Consider the following 17,034-nt stretch of genomic DNA (forward strand, 5'->3'; position numbering starts at 1 on the left):
CTGAGCCCTTTGAACTTACATAATCAGGAATATTGAACTCCAGGAGTCTATATATCCGAAACTTTTATTCACTATAATCTATAGTTCAGCCATTCATCAGCATTCCCCCTTCGCAGTTGATAAACTTACTGGACAAATTAAAACCGTAGAAAGCATTTACAAGGCAATGGGCAAGCGGGGGACTTCACCATTGCCTTGTACGGTTGGATAAAAGTGAGATATTTAGCAACAAAAGAAAAAAGTAGTTGACAAATAATTCTGAATATTAATATTATTAAAGGGCGTCCTTTGGTTCTAAAAATTTAATTTAAGATGTATACATGTATGCATCTTAAATTGTTAATCTTTTCAAGAAACAAACGGGTTATAACAAAAATTTGTACGTATGGAGGCTGAATGAATTGGAGATATCGGGAAAAATAAACTTTGATTTTAGTACAGAAGTGATTTGGGAAGCCATGCATAATCCGGAATTACTAAAGAATGCCATACCAGGATGTCAAGATCTGTCATTAGTTGCAGATGGCGAATACGATGTTGAACTAAAGCTTGGTGTTGCAGCTGTAAAAGGTGACTATACGGGAAAGGTTAAGTTGAGGGATTTGGAAGTGCCTTATCAGTATATCTTAAATGCTGAAGGCAGCGGGAAGCCGGGTTTTGTTTCTGCGGTAATGGCCTGTAATATCGTTCCTGATGGTGAGGGATGCCAATTAATTTGGGAATGTAACGCAGATATAGGTGGAATGATCGCTGGTGTGGGAAGCAGGGTCATTGGTGGTATTGCAAAATTCATGGCAGGTAAATTCTTTAAGGATATGGAGAAACAATTAAAAACACATCAAAGAATTTGATGCGGTCATTCAAACCAATTTGAAAGGTGAAATAAGAATGGAGGGGTTCCTATCAAACCAGCTAAGTTTAATTACCTTCGACCTTCGAGCATGGAAGAAGCGGTCCACTATTTATCGGAATACGGAGAAGATGCGAAAGTTTTATCCGGTGGTCAAAGTTTGATCCCATTATTGAATATGAGACTTTCAACACCTAAATACCTTATTGATATAGGTAGGGCTGAAGGGTTGAGCTATATAAAGGAAGATGGTGAATCACTGGTTATCGGAGCTTTGACGAAACACACGGAAATAGAAAAATCTGAATTGGTTAAGGGAAAGTGTCCATTGCTATCGGAAGCGATCCGGTGGGTAGGCCATGAACAAATTCGCAATAGGGGAACGGTTGGTGGCAGTATTGCCCATGGGGATCCATCTGCGGAGCTACCATGCGTTTTAACCGCATTAAGAGGTGGAATAGTCATTGTCGATGTAAATGGCGAAGAAATAGTGAGCCCTGAAGATTTCTTCCTTACCTATATGCTAACATCCTTGCAGCCGGATCAATTGGTTAAAGAGATTCGGTTCCCGAGCATAAAACCGACTAGTGGATCGGCATTTGTTGAAGTGGCCAGAAGGCATGGGGATTTTGGTTTGGTTGAGGTGGCTGCAGTAGTGGATATATGTGAAGATGGCAGATTTTCTGATGTTAAATTAGCTATTGGTGGAGTGAACTCCGTTCCCACACTTTTAGAGGATGTGGAGAGGCTTTTAGTTGGAAAGGAACCTACTGAGGAAATTTTTAACGAAGCGGGTGATTTAACCATGGAGTTGGTCGAACCTGAATCGGATCTCCATGGTACTGCCGAATATAGAAGGGAACTATCTGGTACGATGGTCATCCGGGCCTTAAAGCAAGCGACCGATCGTGCACAAGGGGGCAGGGTGATGTGATGGAGGGAATTAAGATACACCTAAAAGTTAACGGACAAGATATTTCGAGGGAAGTAGATCCTAGATTGCTATTATCGGATTTTATCAGGGAGAACCTGTTACTTACTGGAACACATATTGGCTGTGAACACGGAGTTTGCGGTGCTTGTACAATCCAGGTTAATGGTGATCCAGTCCGCTCATGTTTAATGCTTGCAGTCCAAGCGGATGGATGTGAAGTCAAGACTGTGGAGTCACTGATCCAAGAGAATGGGGAACTTAGTCACTTACAGCAAGCTTTTTCTGACAATCATGCCCTGCAGTGCGGATTTTGTACACCAGGTTTTTTGATGACGCTTTCAAGTTTACTGGAAGAAAATTCAAATCCGAGTGAAGAAGAAATAAGAAAATGCATATCAGGAAATTTATGTCGATGCACAGGCTACTCCAACATTATTAAAGCTGTCAAGCAGGCTGCCCAGACGGTGTCCAATTAAGGAGGGATGAGGCATGATGAAATACGTTGGCCAAAGTATTAAACGGAAGGAAGACTATCGTTTGGTTACAGGTACAGGGCAATTCGTGGGAGATATCCGAATGGCAAATATGGTTGAAGCAGTCTTTGTCCGCAGCACGCATGCACATGCCACCATCAAAGGGATTGATATCAGCGAAGCTCAGGCATTGGAAGGTGTACATGCAATCCTCACCGGAAAGGATATAGATAGAAAAATAAAGCCTCTTGTCCAATTTGAATCCCATTGTGCTTTGCCTCCCAATCTAGTGGAAGCGATCAATCCTACTATCCATTTTTGTTATGAAGATGTCCTGGCCAAGAATAAGGTGATGTATGTAGGGCAACCAATTGCAGTCGTAGTTGCAGAAAACCGTTATGTGGCTGAAGATGCAGCAGATTTAATAAAAGTGAAATATGAAACATTACCAGTGGTTGTTGATCCATTCAAATCATTGGAAAAAGGCGCACCATTGATTCAAGAACACTTACAGAGTAACATCCAGTCAAATTTTCATGTTACGACAGGAAATGCCGTACAGTCGCTTAAGGATGCAAATCATATTCTAAAGGCAAGAATCAAAACGCCTAGAGTTTCTTCCAACCCGCTCGAAACGAGGGGGGTCGTTTCAACCTATGAAAACCGAACCGATCAATTACATGTTTATTCTTCTACCCAGCTCCCTTTTGAGATTAGAACTTATATAGCTAGATCATTGGATTTGGTTGAACAGCAAATCAGGGTGACAGCACCCGACGTAGGTGGAGGCTTCGGACCAAAGGGTGGGGTTCACCCAGAAGAAATCGTGGTTCCATATTTATCCAAGTTAATGAATAGACCTGTAAAATGGATTGAAGACCGCCTTGAACATATGACAAGTGCCCGCCATTCAAGGGATCAAATCCATGATGTTGAGGTTGCTTATAATCGGGATGGCACTATTTTAGGAATTAAAGATCATTTCATTATAGATAGTGGCGCTGTTAATTATTTTGGTTTAACATGCGCCTACAATAGTGCCTACCATCTAAGGGGGGCATATAAGATTCCAAACTATGATTCTACTTGCCAGATTGTCTTAACGAACAAAACACCGAATGTTCCATTCAGGGGAGCGGGGAGACCAGAGGTCGTTTTCGTAATGGATCGAATTATCGATATGGTCGCTAGAAAGTTGAAAATGGATCCGGTGGAAGTTATGCGAAAGAACATGATTCAAGCGGAGGATATGCCTTATGACCAAGGGATTTTGGTTAAAGATGGAGCACAGCTGATTTATGATAGCGGGGATTATCCTGCAGCACTGGATCAAGGGTTGAAAATGGTTGATTACGAAGGCTTTAGAGAGCAGCAAAAAAAGTGGAAAAAGCAAGGAAAGCTTGTCGGTGTCGGCATTTCAACTTATGTAGAAGGAACCGGTGCTGGTCCATTCGAAAGCGCCTATGTCACGATTGATGGTTCCGGTCAAGTTGTGGCATATCTTGGAGCATCCCCACAGGGGCAGGGACACGAAACGGTATTCTCCCAAATCTGTGCGGATGAATTAATGCTTAGCCCCAATGAAATTACTATAAGGGTCGGGGATACAGCGAACTTAGCCTTTGGTGCCGGGACGTACGCAAGCAGGAGTGCAGTAAATGCTGGATCTGCCATTCAAATTGCTTCAGCAAAGTTAAGGGAAAAAGTATTGGTTGTCGCAGCTGCCATGCTTGAAGTGAAATCCTCTGATTTACAAATGGAGAATGGTAAAGCATTTGTTAAGACCCAACCTGAAAAATGTGTGACCTATAAGGAAATTGCGGAAGCGGCACGTCCAGGAAACAGATGCAAGGTGCCTGCAGGAATGGAACCAGGCCTGCAAGTCACACATTACTTCGTTCCGCCGACTGTTACTTTTTCATCGTCCGTCCACATTGCCATGGTGGAGGTGGATAAGAAAACAGGTTTTGTCGAGTTGAAGGGTTATAGTGTGGTCCATGACGCAGGAAAGGTCATCAATCCAATGATCGTGGATGGTCAGGTTCAGGGTGGCATAGCCCAGGGAATTGGTGCGGCCCTATATGAAGAAATCGTTTACGATGAGAAAGGTCAACTGTTGACTGGATCTTATATGGATTATTTATTGCCGACATCCATGGAGATCCCGACTGTTGAAAAGTCCCATCAAGAATTCCTCTCCACCAGAAATCCACTTGGTATCAAGGGAGTAGGTGAAGGTGGAGCCATTTCGCCGCCTGCAGCGATAGCGAATGCTGTCGTTGATGCGCTCGATCCATTAGAAATCATGATCAATCAATTGCCCATTAGCCCTAGTAAACTCCGTAATTGGATTAAGGAAGCGGAAAGGAAACAGTATAAAATCGAAGTAGGTTAAAAGGATTCATTTTAGCGATTCAGGATTCATTGTTGATGGATATTACCCTATGCCATGACAGAATGACAGACGAGCATGAAAATGGAAGGTGTAAATAGGGGATTACACTCGTTACCAACATTTCATGAATAGGGGCTGATTTTCTTGAATAATTTAAATCCACAACTGCAAGTTCCATCGGGGAAAATGACGAACACTCGTTGGTTCTTTACGGCTTTTCCTTTGCTTATTCTTTTCACTGTTTCCATGATGGATAAGGCAAATATAAATATTTTACTGGCCAACAAGCCTTTTCTAACTGATTTGGGCATTGATGGAAACTTAGTGAAAGGAACACTTAGCAGCATATTTTTAGTGACTTATGCTTTTGGTCAATTAGCATGGGGTTTCATCGTTGATAGGATTGGTGCACTACGCAGCGGTCTCATTGGGATCACTCTATGGGCATTTGCGATGGTTTTAGGTGGAATGGCCGATTCCATTAGTGCAATCTTATGGTCCAGGGCCATATTGGGAATCGGAGAAGGTGTCCTGTATCCAATGGCACTGAAATTGACCTCAAGCTGGTTCCCGCAGAATGAACAAGCAAAAGCACAAACAACATGGTATAACGGGAATGCGATAGGGCCAGTTATCGGGCTTCCGCTAATAGCCATCATAGCGTCTACATACGGCTGGAGGGAAAGTTACTTTATACTTGCAGCATTATCGGTCGTATGCTTGATTATATTTGTGATCATGACAAGAGATAATCCGGCTAAGCATTATGCAGTTAATTCAATGGAATTAAACTATATTCAAAGTAATCAAAAAGAGGGGAAAACTCCTGCCGCAAATAAAGGGAATGTAAAAGCGGTTCTTACGAGTCCGATGTTCTGGATCTTAACGATTGTTTATTCTTGCATTTCCATTGCCTACTATGGAATTTCCACCTTTTTACCAAGCTATTTAACGGAAGAAAAAGGGATTGCTTTTGTAAATTCCGCTGTAATAAATGCCGGGGGTTTTGCATTAGCTATTGTTGTACAAATGGTTGCTGGGTTTCTCTCTGATCGATTCATGAAAAGGGCTGCTTTTGTATGCGGGGCATGCGGGCTTATCATCGTTTTCATGCTTTTCTCCCTTTTCACTACTGACAGCACAGTTGCGGCCGTATTGAGCATTTTACTGATAGGTCTTTTGTTTATGCCAGCTGCCCTTACCATGACCATGCTTCACCGTGTCGCATCACCGAAGGTAATGGGGAGCATCAGTGGGGTTTTCGGCTGTGTATCTTATTTAATTGCAGCTCTAGGACCTATGGTTGTCGGATTATTCAGTCAAATGAGCAGTTCATATAATGGTGGGTTTATTGCCCTTTTATGTTTTGTTGCCCTCTCCCTAATCTTAAGTGTTTTCTTAGTCAGAAAAGGATATTAGGTGATCTGATTTAAATTACTGAAAATGAATAATGGGGGAGAGACAAATGGGCATTTTCTATTTGTCTCCCTTTTTTTGCTTCCAAATATGTGATTTCAAGAAGGGGGTTAAGTATGTCAAGGTTACAAGAACTAAAGGATGTATTGGAAAATATAAATTCAGCATGGGAGCGGCACGAAAAAGCAGCTATGGTCATGCAGATAGGTGTAAAAGGTTCTGCATACAGACTTCCAGGTGCAAAAATGATGATGGCATCGGACGGCAAGATGTTTGGCACGATAAGTGGCGGATGTTTGGAAAACGATTTATATGGCTGGGCGGAAAAAGCTATGGAAACCAACACTTTCCTTACACACCAATATGACTTAAGCGAGAATGAAATTTGGGGGATTGGGAATCGGATGCAAAGGTAAATTGGATATATTTATCCTCCCTATTGAGCCAGATGATGAATTCTGGCTCATGACCAATCAAATTGTCCAGAAAGGTCAAAAATTCACATTGATATTGGATGTCTCCACCGGTAAAGGATTAATCATCGATAAATATGGTAACCTCATTGGAAATCATGAGAATGTGCCTTCTGAAGTCATTGAAAAAGCAAGAATGGTGATGGATACACAAACTCGTGCGGAAATGGTGAACCTGGAGGGAAACCGGTTTTTAATTGATGCTATAAAGCCTAGTGAGCATTTGATAATCGCTGGGGCTGGCAGGGATGCTGTACCAGTTGTTGATTTGGCGGCAAAAGCTGGGTTTTCCGTAACGGTATTGGACTCACGTAAAGATTTCAATAATGATCGTCTGTTTCCTTTGGGTTCGAATTTGCAAAAATGCCCAGAGGAAATAAATCCTTGTGAATTCACTGGATCATGGTGGGTAGTCATGAATCATGTCCAGTCTTTAGATGAGAAAACCTTACAAGTGGCTTTAAAAAGTGACCCACGATATATTGGTGTGCTTGGCCCAATCTCCCGTACAACGGAATTGCTCAATACCATTGGAGAAGACTTCAACAGCGGTCCAATTCACTCACCAATTGGTTTGGACCTTGGTGCTGAAACGATGGAAGAAGTTGCACTAAGTATTGTGTCGGAACTTATGGCTGTAAGGAATGGAAGAATTCCTGCACCCTTGCATGGTAAAGTGAAGATTCATGCCTAAAATAGGCGCAATCATACTTGCGGCAGGCATGTCCATTCGAATGGGAGAACCTAAACTGTTACTTCCTTTACGGGGCCAACCTCTTTTTCGTCATGTCATTCATCCTATCGTTGGAAGCTCCATGCAGCCCATCTTCTTGGTTGCCGGTAAATATATAGAAGAAATACGTCAACATTGTAATGATTTTCCAGAATTGAAGATTATTCACAATCTGAAATATGCAGATGGAATGTCCACCTCCCTAAAACTTGGAGTTCAATCCATCAAAGAACATGTGGATGCAGTCATGATCTTCCTTGCGGATCAGCCGCTTATTTCCCCTGACGTCATACAAGCTTTAATTCAAAAATATACAGCATGTAAAGATGAAGGAATACGGATCGTTCAACCGAAATATAAAGGAGACTTAGGACATCCGATACTAGTGGATGCAGTGATCCTCAATGAATTCCATTCAATAGAAGGTGATCAAGGTGGTAAAAACATCATTAGGGAATATGCCCGGGTGACTGAAACAGTTTCTTTTGATAATTCGATGTGGGGATTTGACATTGACACGCCTGAAGACTTCCTTAAAGTGAAACTGCATTTGGATTCATAATGCAAACAAACTGAATGACATGAGTAATACTGAACGAAATATCCCGCGGATGGCCGGAATAAGCGAGAGAAGGTTGGAATATCACGCGAATCGATCGTATACTTCCTGAGGGTCGTTAAATGTCGCATAAAATAAAAGGGTTCCTACAATTGCGGACTGAATTTCGCAAATAGGCACCCTTTTATTAAGGTTAATTTCATTCAGATATACGTTTTATGTAATCAAGGTAATAATCATGACTTTTTTGGATATGGATTGTATTGACCTTTATTGCTTTTTCTACATCTTTGTCACGAATTGCATGGATTAACTGTAAGTGCTCGTTGTTCCGATCCTCATACCAGTCTTTATCAACCATTGTAACATCTTCATTACGGGCCGACAAAAAGGAAATTCTTAAAGAAAGCCATAATGAATCAGTAGTCTTTTGGAGAAAGGTATTTCTCGAGTAGGAATATAATAAGCGATGAAATTCAATGTTTGCACGACTAGCCGCTATTCGGTCATTACTCTTTATTGCCCCTTGCAGTTTATCCGTTGCCCATTCCAATTTTTTTAATTCCTCTTCCGTAATTCCTTCACATGCTTTTTGTATCGAATAGTTTTCGAGCATTTTCCTGATTTCCAATTCTTGTTGCAAAAGTCCAATATCCACATTGGATATGACCATACCTATACCAGGTTTCACCTGAAGCAAATTTTCCTGTTCTAATTTCCTCAAAGCTTCACGAACCGGTGTACGGCTACAATTGAATTGTTGGGCGATATCATCTTCCGTTAAACGATCTCCTGGTAAAAATACCCCTTCGATGATCGCATTTTTAATAACAAAAAATATAGCTTCCCTTAAGGGCTTAGAAGAATAATGTTCTATTTGTTCTGTAATATATTGATAGTGTTTGGTTTCCATGGTGCTCCTTTCTAAAATCCAATTATATACAAGTATATTTATTTTATCTTAAAAAACGATTGAAGTCATTTCAATGCTTCAGACTTTTGATTATTTATACATTTCAATGGTTCGAGTCCGTTTCTGTTTCGGCATAACTAATGATTTAGCATTTATTTCAAATCCAAGAGGTGACTTATATAATCTAGGGAATTGCCCGATAATATAGTGGAAAACAAGGGAGTCATAGAATAAGCGGAAGCAAACTTACAGTAAACATCGGTTTGATATAGTCACTTTGCCGTGATGAATGATGTATTCTATCCTGCTAGAAGTGCAATGAAGTTGCTCGTTTACCTAAACATGCTATGATGGAAATAGAAGTGTTTGCTATTATTTATTTTCTAAAGTAACGAGAACGTCAGATTGTTTTTTTTCAAATGTACAACAGAGGATACAGGAGGAGTTTTTATAATGAATTTAGCACAATTTCCCAGAAAGCGATATACACCAACATATACATCAGTTGAGAGATTAGATCATTTTTCTGAAGTTCTTGGGGGCTCATCCATATATGTTAAACGAGATGATATGCTTGGTCTGACGGCTGGGGGAAATAAAACAAGAAAACTGGAATTCCTTGTTGCCGATGCATTGGAACAAGGCGCGGATACGTTGATTACATGTGGAGGCATTCAATCGAATCATTGCCGCTTGACACTAGCTGCTGCCGTTAAAGAGAAAATGAAATGCATCCTTGTGTTGGAAGAGGGGCTTTCAAAAAATTCAGAGCCGGATTATAACGGTAACTATTTTCTCTATCATTTATTGGGGGCTGACCAAATTATAGTTGTACCTAATGGAGCGGACTTAATGCAAGAAATGCAGAAAGTGGCTAAAGAGGTAACGGAGAAAGGACATAAACCTTACATCATTCCCGTTGGAGGATCCAATGTCATTGGTGCAACGGGATATGTTGCATGCGCTCAAGAGATTTTAGCACAGTCCTTTGAGCAAGGGATTGATTTGAAAGCAGTTATTTGTGTAAGCGGCAGTGGGGGAATGCATGCTGGTTTGGTGGCAGGATTTCATGGAAATCAAAGTGGAATATCAGTAATTGGCATAAATGTAAGCAGAGGAAAAGCTGAACAAGAAGAGAAAGTTTTTCAGCTTGTTAGAGAAACTTTAACACATATAGGCATAGAAAATTCAATCCCTCGTGAGGCTGTTACGTGTTTGGATGAGTATGTCGGTCCTGGTTATGCTTTGCCTACCCCTGAAATGGTGGAAGCTGTCAAGCTTATGGCAAGGACAGAAGGGATTTTGCTGGATCCGGTATACACGGGTAAAGCGGCAGCGGGACTCATTGATTTAATCCAAAAAGGCACCTTTAAGCCGGAGGATAACATCCTTTTTGTACACTCTGGTGGTGCTTCATCGTTATACGCCAATACTTCTCTCTTTAATTAAATGTCATTGAATAATAAATACTAATCTTAAAGTGGAAAAAGCTCGCCATTTGCATAGCTCAATTGGCAAGACAACAGAAGCAGTGAGAGTATTCTAAACGGGATTCTTTCTATACTTAATATGCAGGCGAATTCCAATATGAGTCATTAATTCCTAGTTTATAACTCTTTATTTCAACTAAATTTGAATGGGGAGAACATATGTTTTATAATGTTCTTTGAGTAAGTAATTATCTATCGGAATAGGGAGGGATTATATGTATATTACAATTTCAGATTTTATTAAAGAATGGAATAAAGAAGCTATACTGACTCAAAAGGTTTTGGATAGCTTGACAGATGATTCATTAGAACAACAAGTTTATCCTGAAGGTCGTACTTTGGGAAGAATTGCGTGGCATTTCACAACAAGCATTCCAGATTATCTAGCTCATTTCGGTTTAAAGATTGATCGGATAGAAAGTGCAGAAAACGTCCCATCTTCAGCCCAGGAAATAGCTATTACTTTTAAAAATGTAAGTTCTCATGCAGCCAAAATTATTGAACATCAATGGACAGACGAATCCTTAGAACAAATACAAGAAGCTTTTGGAAGACAGGAAACAAATGCGTCCATCCTTATGGGGCTAATCAAGCATATTGTACATCATCGGGGACAAGTTACGGTTCTGATGCGTCAAGCAGGAATAAAACCTTCTGGGGTTTATGGGCCGCCAAAAGAAGATTGGATTCATTTAGGTGTGGAAAATCCACCACTATAATTATGCTATCTTATAAAGCTTAAGTAATGATCTTCAACAAAAAGGTTCTATTGTTTAATATTTAAATCCCAATTCCTCATTCATAGACTGAGAAATTGGGATTTTTTTAATCGTGGAATACCCTTGAAACTTCGGAGCTGTCTTAAAGAGCTTTTCCTTTTATGAAACAGAAGGGGGGAGCTAAGTGCTTTTGCAGAGAACAAAGCTATTAAGCTGTACGTAAAAATGGGGCTTTAACATAAGAACAGTTACTATGAGTTTGCTGTTTTGAATGAAAAGCACTTTAACTTCACTGTGAAAAATACTTACGGCTGAAATAGGGAAAAAGGAGATTACTTACTATATTTACATAATAAAAAATGGATGGTACGGAACAAATCGTAAGTCTTGAAATAAAACTAAACAAATCGAACAGTTATTCGTCAACTATGCTATACTTGTAAAAGTGGGTGAAAATTTTGTATATTTTGAAAATTAGTTACAATTTTTCTCCTAAATATGGCTTTTTTTTTATGGATCAGGAGTTCTTTTATTGATTAAATATGTAAAATATCTTTAAGTCGAGATATGGTCGTAAAAATAGATTTTGGGAGGAAAAGCCTTATGAAAGAAACAGCTATAGTATATTGTGAAAATAATTTTGGGACAATGGATGGAAAGACAGCTAATGGACTAGTTAGAAGCTCTAGGAAATTTGAGATTGTTGGTGTGATTGATAGTACAAAGGCTGGAATGGATGCGGGCAATTACCTTATTGGGGAGAAAAATGGAATACCTATATTCAAGGACCTTAACCAGGCACTCGAAAATATACAGAATGTTCCTGATCAATTCATATATGGAATAGCTCCTTCAGAGGCATTCCTTAAAAAGGATGAGAGAAATCTCCTTCTCAAAGCTATGGAACATGGGATGAATATCGTTAACCCTCTTCATGAGTTTTTTACAGATGACCCAGAGTTCATTAAGCACGCAGAACAATTCAATATCACGATCCATGACGTAAGAAAACCTGCACGAAAAAAGGATATGCATCTCTTTTCAGGACGGATTTTAAACATTGATACACCCATTGTAGCCGTTCTTGGTACGGATAGTGCAATAGGCAAGCGTACAACGTCGGTTCTGCTCGAAGATGCCTTACTAAAAAGGGGCTTTAATGTCGCTTTTATTGCGACGGGACAAACGGGACTGATACAGGGGGCGAAATACGGTGTGGCGATTGATGCAATCCCGTCCCAATTCATGACAGGTGAAATTGAAAACCAAATCATGAAGGCATATGAAAATGATAATCCGGATATTATTATTGTCGAAGGTCAAGGGGCGTTAAGCCACCCAGCGTATATAAGTTCGTGTGGAATAATAAGAGGCTCAAGACCTGGAGCGGTCATCATTCAGCACGCACCCAAACGGGAACATTTAGGTGACTTTAGCTATATGGAAATGCCGACGGTAAAAAGCGAGATCGATCTTATTGAAAATTTTTCAAAGGCAAAAGTGATTGCGGTGACCATCAACCATGAAAACATGTCCGATGATGAGCTGGCTAAAACAATTTCCGAATATGAAGAGGATATTAAACTTCCAACGACTGATGTACTAAAATTTGGCTGCGACAAACTGATTGCAAGTATTTTTGATGCCTTCCCCAACTTGAATGGTAAACAGGAAAAAGCATTGATTAAATGACACAGTCTTTTACACCAAGGATCGAAATCAACCTTGCAAAAATTGCCCATAATGCAGCTGAGCTTGTTAAAATATATGGCACAAAAAATATTGAGATTATGGGCGTTACAAAAACGGTTTGCGGAGCTCCGGAAATAGCAAGGATCTTATTGGATCAAGGGATTCATATGCTCGCAGATTCGAAGGTTGCCAATCTTCAAAAAATGCGTGATGCAGGAATCAAGGCAAACTTTGTATTATTAAAATCTCCTTCTTTAAGTGAAGTGGATTCCGTTATAAAAAATGCAGATATTAGCTTGAATACCGAGTTTTCCGTTATTGGAAAATTATCAGAAGCTGCTTTAAGGCATAACAAGGAGCAGAAGATTATTCTTATGATCGAAATGGGAGATTTAAGAGAAGGAATCATGCCTGAAGATCTAGATTCTTTTATTTCAGAGGTCTTGAAACTCCAAGGTGTCAAAATAGTGGGCATAGGTGTTAACTTTGCCTGCTTTGGAGGAGTAAAACCAAACGAGCAGAAAATGGGCATGTTATCTTTACTGGCCAGCGCAGTTGAAACGAAATTCTCTCTTCCTCTTTCCTATATATCGGGAGGGAACTCTGCCAATTATAATTGGTTCATGGCAGTTGATTCAGTAGGGAAGGTTAACAATTTACGGTTGGGCGAATCCATTTATTTGGGTCGTGAAACCTTAGATAGACTGGCCATCCCGGATTTATATACTGATGCGTTCACTTTCGTGACTGAAGTTATTGAATCGAAAAGAAAACCATCCGTACCCTATGGGGAAATAGGTCAGAATGCTTTTGGAGTCTTTCCTCAATTTCAAGATCGTGGCCAAATGAGTAGAGTTATTCTTGGAGTGGGTAATCAGGATGTTCTGGTGGCAGGGTTAATTCCGACATCGGATATCGAAATCCTTGGTTCGAGTAGTGATCACACCGTGCTTGATCCAAAAAAGTGTAATCTGATAGTAGGAGACGAAGTCACTTTTAACCTTAACTATGGTGCGCTTCTTTCCATTATGACTTCTCCTTATGTTTATAAAAAATACAGCAACGCCATTTAAGCAAGTCATCATTCCACGTAATAAACTCCATTTTCCTCTCCATTCATTAAATCAAAAGGCAGGCTGTGAATGCTAATAAAGTACAGAAGCAAACTGTTAAACAGCCTAATCCCGGATCATTCGGTTAAGTTTGTTAGTCTATATCACTTAAAAAGGTTCCTGTCATCAGGATTACCAGCAAGTACTTCATTCATAGATTGCATCTTTTGCAAGGATCAAATTATCGGCTTGGCTTTCATAGGCCATTTTTTGTTTAATTCAGTTATAAAAGTCTTGACATTCTTTTTATCTTCCATAATTGGTGAATACACGTAGGAAAGAGTTCTGTTAAAGGATTCATTTTTTAACTGAATAATAGAAAGGATTTTATTTTGCACATCCCTTTCAATGACACTTTGGGAAAGGAGAGCCAGCCCTACGCCGTTTTTTATAAGTGTTTCTTTAATACCTTGATTGCTGCTAATCGTAAGTATCGATTTAATCTTCAAACCATTTGAACGTATGACATGGTTAAGGTATTCTCGTGTACCGGACCCAACTTCCCTGGTTACCCATGCTTGGTCATGTAAATCGGTAATTTCCACTTCTTCTTTATAAGCGAGTTCATGGTCGTTGGAAGAAACAACGAAAAGCTCATCTTGCATGAAGGGGTGTACAGAAAGCTCTTTTTCATTAGTTTGACCCTCGATCAAGCCGATATCCACTTTGTATAACCGAACGGCTTGAACGATTTCTTCAGTGTTTCCAATTACGACTTGAAGTTCAAGTTCAGGGTAATCCTTTTGAAGGTCGATGAGCAACGAAGGTAGGATATACTCTCCTATCGTAAAACTTGCCCCTATCTTTAATTCTCCTTTAATGGACCTATCATGTTCCTGGATGTCTTGTCTGGTCTGTTCATATATTGTGATCATTTGCTTAGCCCGATCGTAAAGAATTTCTCCTGTCAAGGTGACTTTTAGGAATTTAGGGGAGCGGAGAAATAATTTGGTTTGGAACTCTTCCTCTAATTTTTTTATGTGCAAGCTAACACTTGGTTGTGACATTAGAAGCATTTCTGCCGTTTTAGTAAAATTCTTGACTTCCACAAGGGTCACAAATGTTTTTAGAGCATCATAGTACATAGAATTACCACCTTATTATTAATATTCTTAATAGTTACAATAAATTATATATATTTTACTAATGATGTGCCTTCCGGTAAAGTTTAATAAGAAACTTATTTTAGGAAGAGTCTAGACTGGGGAAGGATAACGTCCTTTATAACCTTATTTTTTATTTCTAGCTTGCTATGAAAAAATGTTCCCTCCGTGTATGAACTGTACTTTGTGATTTTTTTTGCAGTTAAAACCGACTTGGTCTATAGGAGTAAACGAGTTAATTGATTTTATGGATGGAAATAAATGTTTAAACCCACTCTTTATACATAAGAGTCAACTAAGATAAGTTAATATCCCTTTGTGAGGTGGAAATCGTGCAACTTCAGGTAATGAACAGTCCCTTTAAACATGAGCAGGCAGAGCTCCTTAACAATCTACTGCCTAGCTTAACAGAAACACAAAAAATTTGGTTGAGCGGTTATCTGACGGCATCTTTGTCAGTTTCGAATATGGGAACGGCCGAAACACCGGTAATGGAAGCTCAAAGCAGCGGGAAGACAATATCAAAAGAAGTTACCATTCTTTATGGTTCACAGACGGGCAATGCTCAAGGGCTGGCAGAAAATGCGGCGAGAAAGCTTGAGGGTAATGGCTTTCAGGTTACCATTTCATCCATGAGTGACTTTAAGGTGAACAATTTGAAAAAAGTCCAAAATCTTCTTATTGCCGTTAGCACGCATGGGGAAGGTGATCCACCGGATAATACGTTGTCCTTCCACGAGTACCTTCATGGCAGGAGGGCACCAAGCCTTGAAGAACTCCGCTTTTCGGTATTGGCGCTTGGAGACAGCTCATATGAGTTTTTTTGTGAAACGGGAAAACAATTCGATAAACGCTTGGAGGAACTTGGCGGGACAAGGTTATTTCCTCGAATGGACTGTGACCTTGATTATGATGAGCCGGCTTCAGAATGGCTGGAAGGAGTCATTTCCAGTTTAAGTGAAGAGCAAGGAAGTACCGTTACAGCAGTCCCTGCAGCGAAAGCTCCAGAAAGTGAACACACGTATTCCAGGACAAATCCGTTTAAAGCGGAAGTGCTTGAAAATATAAACTTGAACGGCCGTGGCTCTAATAAAGAGACACATCATCTTGAATTATCACTTGAAGGATCTGGTCTTACATTCGAACCTGGAGACAGCCTTGGTATTTATCCGACAAATGATTCTGAATTAGTGGATATGCTTCTTATGGAACTCGATTGGGACCCTGAAGAAACCGTGAAGGTCAATAAGCAGGGGGATCTTCGTCAGCTTAGGGAATCGCTCATCTCCGATTTTGAAATTACGGTTTTGACAAAATCGTTCCTTGAGCAGGCCGCTCAGCTTTCAGGTAACGAGGAATTAAAGGAGCTCCTATCACCAGGTAATGAAGAAGGACTAAAAGAATATCGTGAAGGCCGTGATTTACTTGATTTTCTCCGTGACTTTGGCTCATGGGGTGAAACGGCGCAAGAGTTCGTATCTATACTCCGGAAAATGCCAGCACGTCTATATTCGATCGCGAATAGCTTATCCGCTTATCCGGATGAAGTGCATTTGACCATAGGTGCTGTCCGGTATGAAAGTCACGGTCGGGATCGAAAAGGAGTCTGCTCCATATTATGTGCGGACCGAATACAGCCAGGGGACACCCTGCCCGTTTATATTCAGCATAACCAGAACTTCAAGCAGCCTAAGAATCCAGATGCTCCAATCATCATGGTTGGACCGGGAACGGGCATTGCTCCGTTCAGATCCTTTATCCAGGATCGCGAAGAAACGGAAGCGAAAGGGAAAACGTGGCTCTTTTTCGGCGATCAGCATTTCGTGACGGATTTCCTTTATCAGACTGAATGGCAAAAGTGGTTGAAAACAGGTGTACTTACGAAAATGGATGTTGCCTTTTCACGTGATGCGGATGAAAAAGTGTATGTTCAAAACCGGATGCTCGAGCACAGCGCGGAATTATACGAATGGCTTCAAGAAGGGGCAGCGGTTTACATTTGCGGTGATGAGAAAAACATGGCACATGACGTCCATAATACGCTTATTGAGATCATAGAAAAAGAAGGTCAGATGAGCCATGCTGATGCGCAAGCTTATCTTGAAGATATGCAACAGAATAAACGTTATCAACGTGATGTGTACTGAAATATGGATGAAAAGGAGATAACAA

Annotated in this window: 15 protein-coding genes; 13 read left to right on the forward strand and 2 right to left on the reverse strand. The window is 40.3% G+C overall.

Annotation, left to right across the window (positions count from 1 at the left end; genetic code table 11):
• Positions 1-401 precede the first annotated feature (401 nt).
• The 8 genes from ABIE66_RS12195 to ABIE66_RS12230 all read left to right on the forward strand — a co-directional run bounded on the left by ABIE66_RS12195 (position 402) and on the right by ABIE66_RS12230 (position 7,836).
• On the forward strand, positions 402-851 hold the full coding sequence (locus ABIE66_RS12195; protein WP_370014864.1) for an SRPBCC family protein: 450 nt from the start codon (positions 402-404) through the stop codon (positions 849-851).
• 51 nt (positions 852-902) lie between these two features.
• Positions 903-1,784: an FAD binding domain-containing protein gene (locus ABIE66_RS12200; protein WP_370017031.1), complete on the forward strand. Its 882-nt coding sequence runs from the start codon at positions 903-905 to the stop codon at positions 1,782-1,784.
• Positions 1,784-2,260, forward strand: coding sequence for a (2Fe-2S)-binding protein (locus ABIE66_RS12205; protein ID WP_370017032.1), 477 nt, complete (start codon positions 1,784-1,786; stop codon positions 2,258-2,260). The genes ABIE66_RS12200 and ABIE66_RS12205 overlap by 1 nt, the downstream gene beginning before the upstream one ends.
• A 13-nt stretch (positions 2,261-2,273) precedes the next feature.
• Positions 2,274-4,652, forward strand: a complete 2,379-nt coding sequence (locus tag ABIE66_RS12210) for a xanthine dehydrogenase family protein molybdopterin-binding subunit (RefSeq protein WP_370014865.1) — start codon at positions 2,274-2,276, stop codon at positions 4,650-4,652.
• Between the two features lie 144 nt (positions 4,653-4,796).
• Positions 4,797-6,071, forward strand: coding sequence for an MFS transporter (locus ABIE66_RS12215; protein WP_370014866.1), 1,275 nt, complete (start codon positions 4,797-4,799; stop codon positions 6,069-6,071).
• Between the two features lie 113 nt (positions 6,072-6,184).
• Positions 6,185-6,484: an XdhC family protein gene (locus tag ABIE66_RS12220; RefSeq protein WP_370014867.1), complete on the forward strand. Its 300-nt coding sequence runs from the start codon at positions 6,185-6,187 to the stop codon at positions 6,482-6,484.
• 1 nt (position 6,485) lies between these two features.
• Positions 6,486-7,235, forward strand: coding sequence for an XdhC family protein (locus ABIE66_RS12225; protein WP_370014868.1), 750 nt, complete (start codon positions 6,486-6,488; stop codon positions 7,233-7,235).
• Positions 7,228-7,836 carry a nucleotidyltransferase family protein gene (locus tag ABIE66_RS12230; RefSeq protein WP_370014869.1) on the forward strand — a complete coding sequence of 203 codons (609 nt, stop codon included), beginning with the start codon at positions 7,228-7,230 and terminating at the stop codon, positions 7,834-7,836. The genes ABIE66_RS12225 and ABIE66_RS12230 overlap by 8 nt, the downstream gene beginning before the upstream one ends.
• A 196-nt stretch (positions 7,837-8,032) precedes the next feature.
• Here ABIE66_RS12230 and ABIE66_RS12235 read toward each other — a convergent pair whose 3' ends face one another.
• On the reverse strand, positions 8,033-8,746 hold the full coding sequence (locus ABIE66_RS12235; protein ID WP_370014870.1) for a GntR family transcriptional regulator: 714 nt from the start codon (positions 8,744-8,746) through the stop codon (positions 8,033-8,035).
• A gap of 453 nt (positions 8,747-9,199) precedes the next feature.
• Here ABIE66_RS12235 and cuyA point away from each other — a divergent pair, with 453 nt between their 5' ends.
• The 4 genes from cuyA (at position 9,200) to ABIE66_RS12255 (ending at position 13,720) form a co-directional block, all read left to right on the forward strand.
• Positions 9,200-10,195 (forward strand): D-cysteate sulfo-lyase, encoded by a 996-nt coding sequence (gene cuyA, locus ABIE66_RS12240; RefSeq protein ID WP_370014871.1) that lies wholly within the window; start codon positions 9,200-9,202, stop codon positions 10,193-10,195.
• Between the two features lie 256 nt (positions 10,196-10,451).
• Positions 10,452-10,955: a DinB family protein gene (locus ABIE66_RS12245; RefSeq protein ID WP_370014872.1), complete on the forward strand. Its 504-nt coding sequence runs from the start codon at positions 10,452-10,454 to the stop codon at positions 10,953-10,955.
• Positions 10,956-11,558: 603 nt separating this feature from the next.
• Positions 11,559-12,647, forward strand: a complete 1,089-nt coding sequence (locus ABIE66_RS12250) for an N-acetyltransferase DgcN family protein (RefSeq protein ID WP_370014873.1) — start codon at positions 11,559-11,561, stop codon at positions 12,645-12,647.
• The gene (locus tag ABIE66_RS12255; RefSeq protein ID WP_370014874.1) at positions 12,644-13,720 is read left to right on the forward strand and encodes an alanine/ornithine racemase family PLP-dependent enzyme; all 1,077 of its coding nucleotides are present in this window, start codon (positions 12,644-12,646) and stop codon (positions 13,718-13,720) included. The genes ABIE66_RS12250 and ABIE66_RS12255 overlap by 4 nt, the downstream gene beginning before the upstream one ends.
• 215 nt (positions 13,721-13,935) lie before the next feature.
• Here ABIE66_RS12255 and ABIE66_RS12260 read toward each other — a convergent pair whose 3' ends face one another.
• Complete coding sequence (locus ABIE66_RS12260) at positions 13,936-14,844, reverse strand: LysR family transcriptional regulator (protein ID WP_370014875.1); 909 nt, start codon at positions 14,842-14,844, stop codon at positions 13,936-13,938.
• A gap of 350 nt (positions 14,845-15,194) precedes the next feature.
• Here ABIE66_RS12260 and ABIE66_RS12265 point away from each other — a divergent pair, with 350 nt between their 5' ends.
• Entirely contained in the window at positions 15,195-17,009 is a 1,815-nt protein-coding gene (locus ABIE66_RS12265) for an assimilatory sulfite reductase (NADPH) flavoprotein subunit (protein ID WP_370014876.1), read from the forward strand.
• The last annotated feature ends 25 nt before the right edge of the window (positions 17,010-17,034 follow it).

The organism is Peribacillus sp. B2I2 (genome assembly GCF_041261685.1).
In the GTDB taxonomy this organism is placed as follows: Bacteria; Bacillota; Bacilli; order Bacillales; family DSM-1321; genus Peribacillus.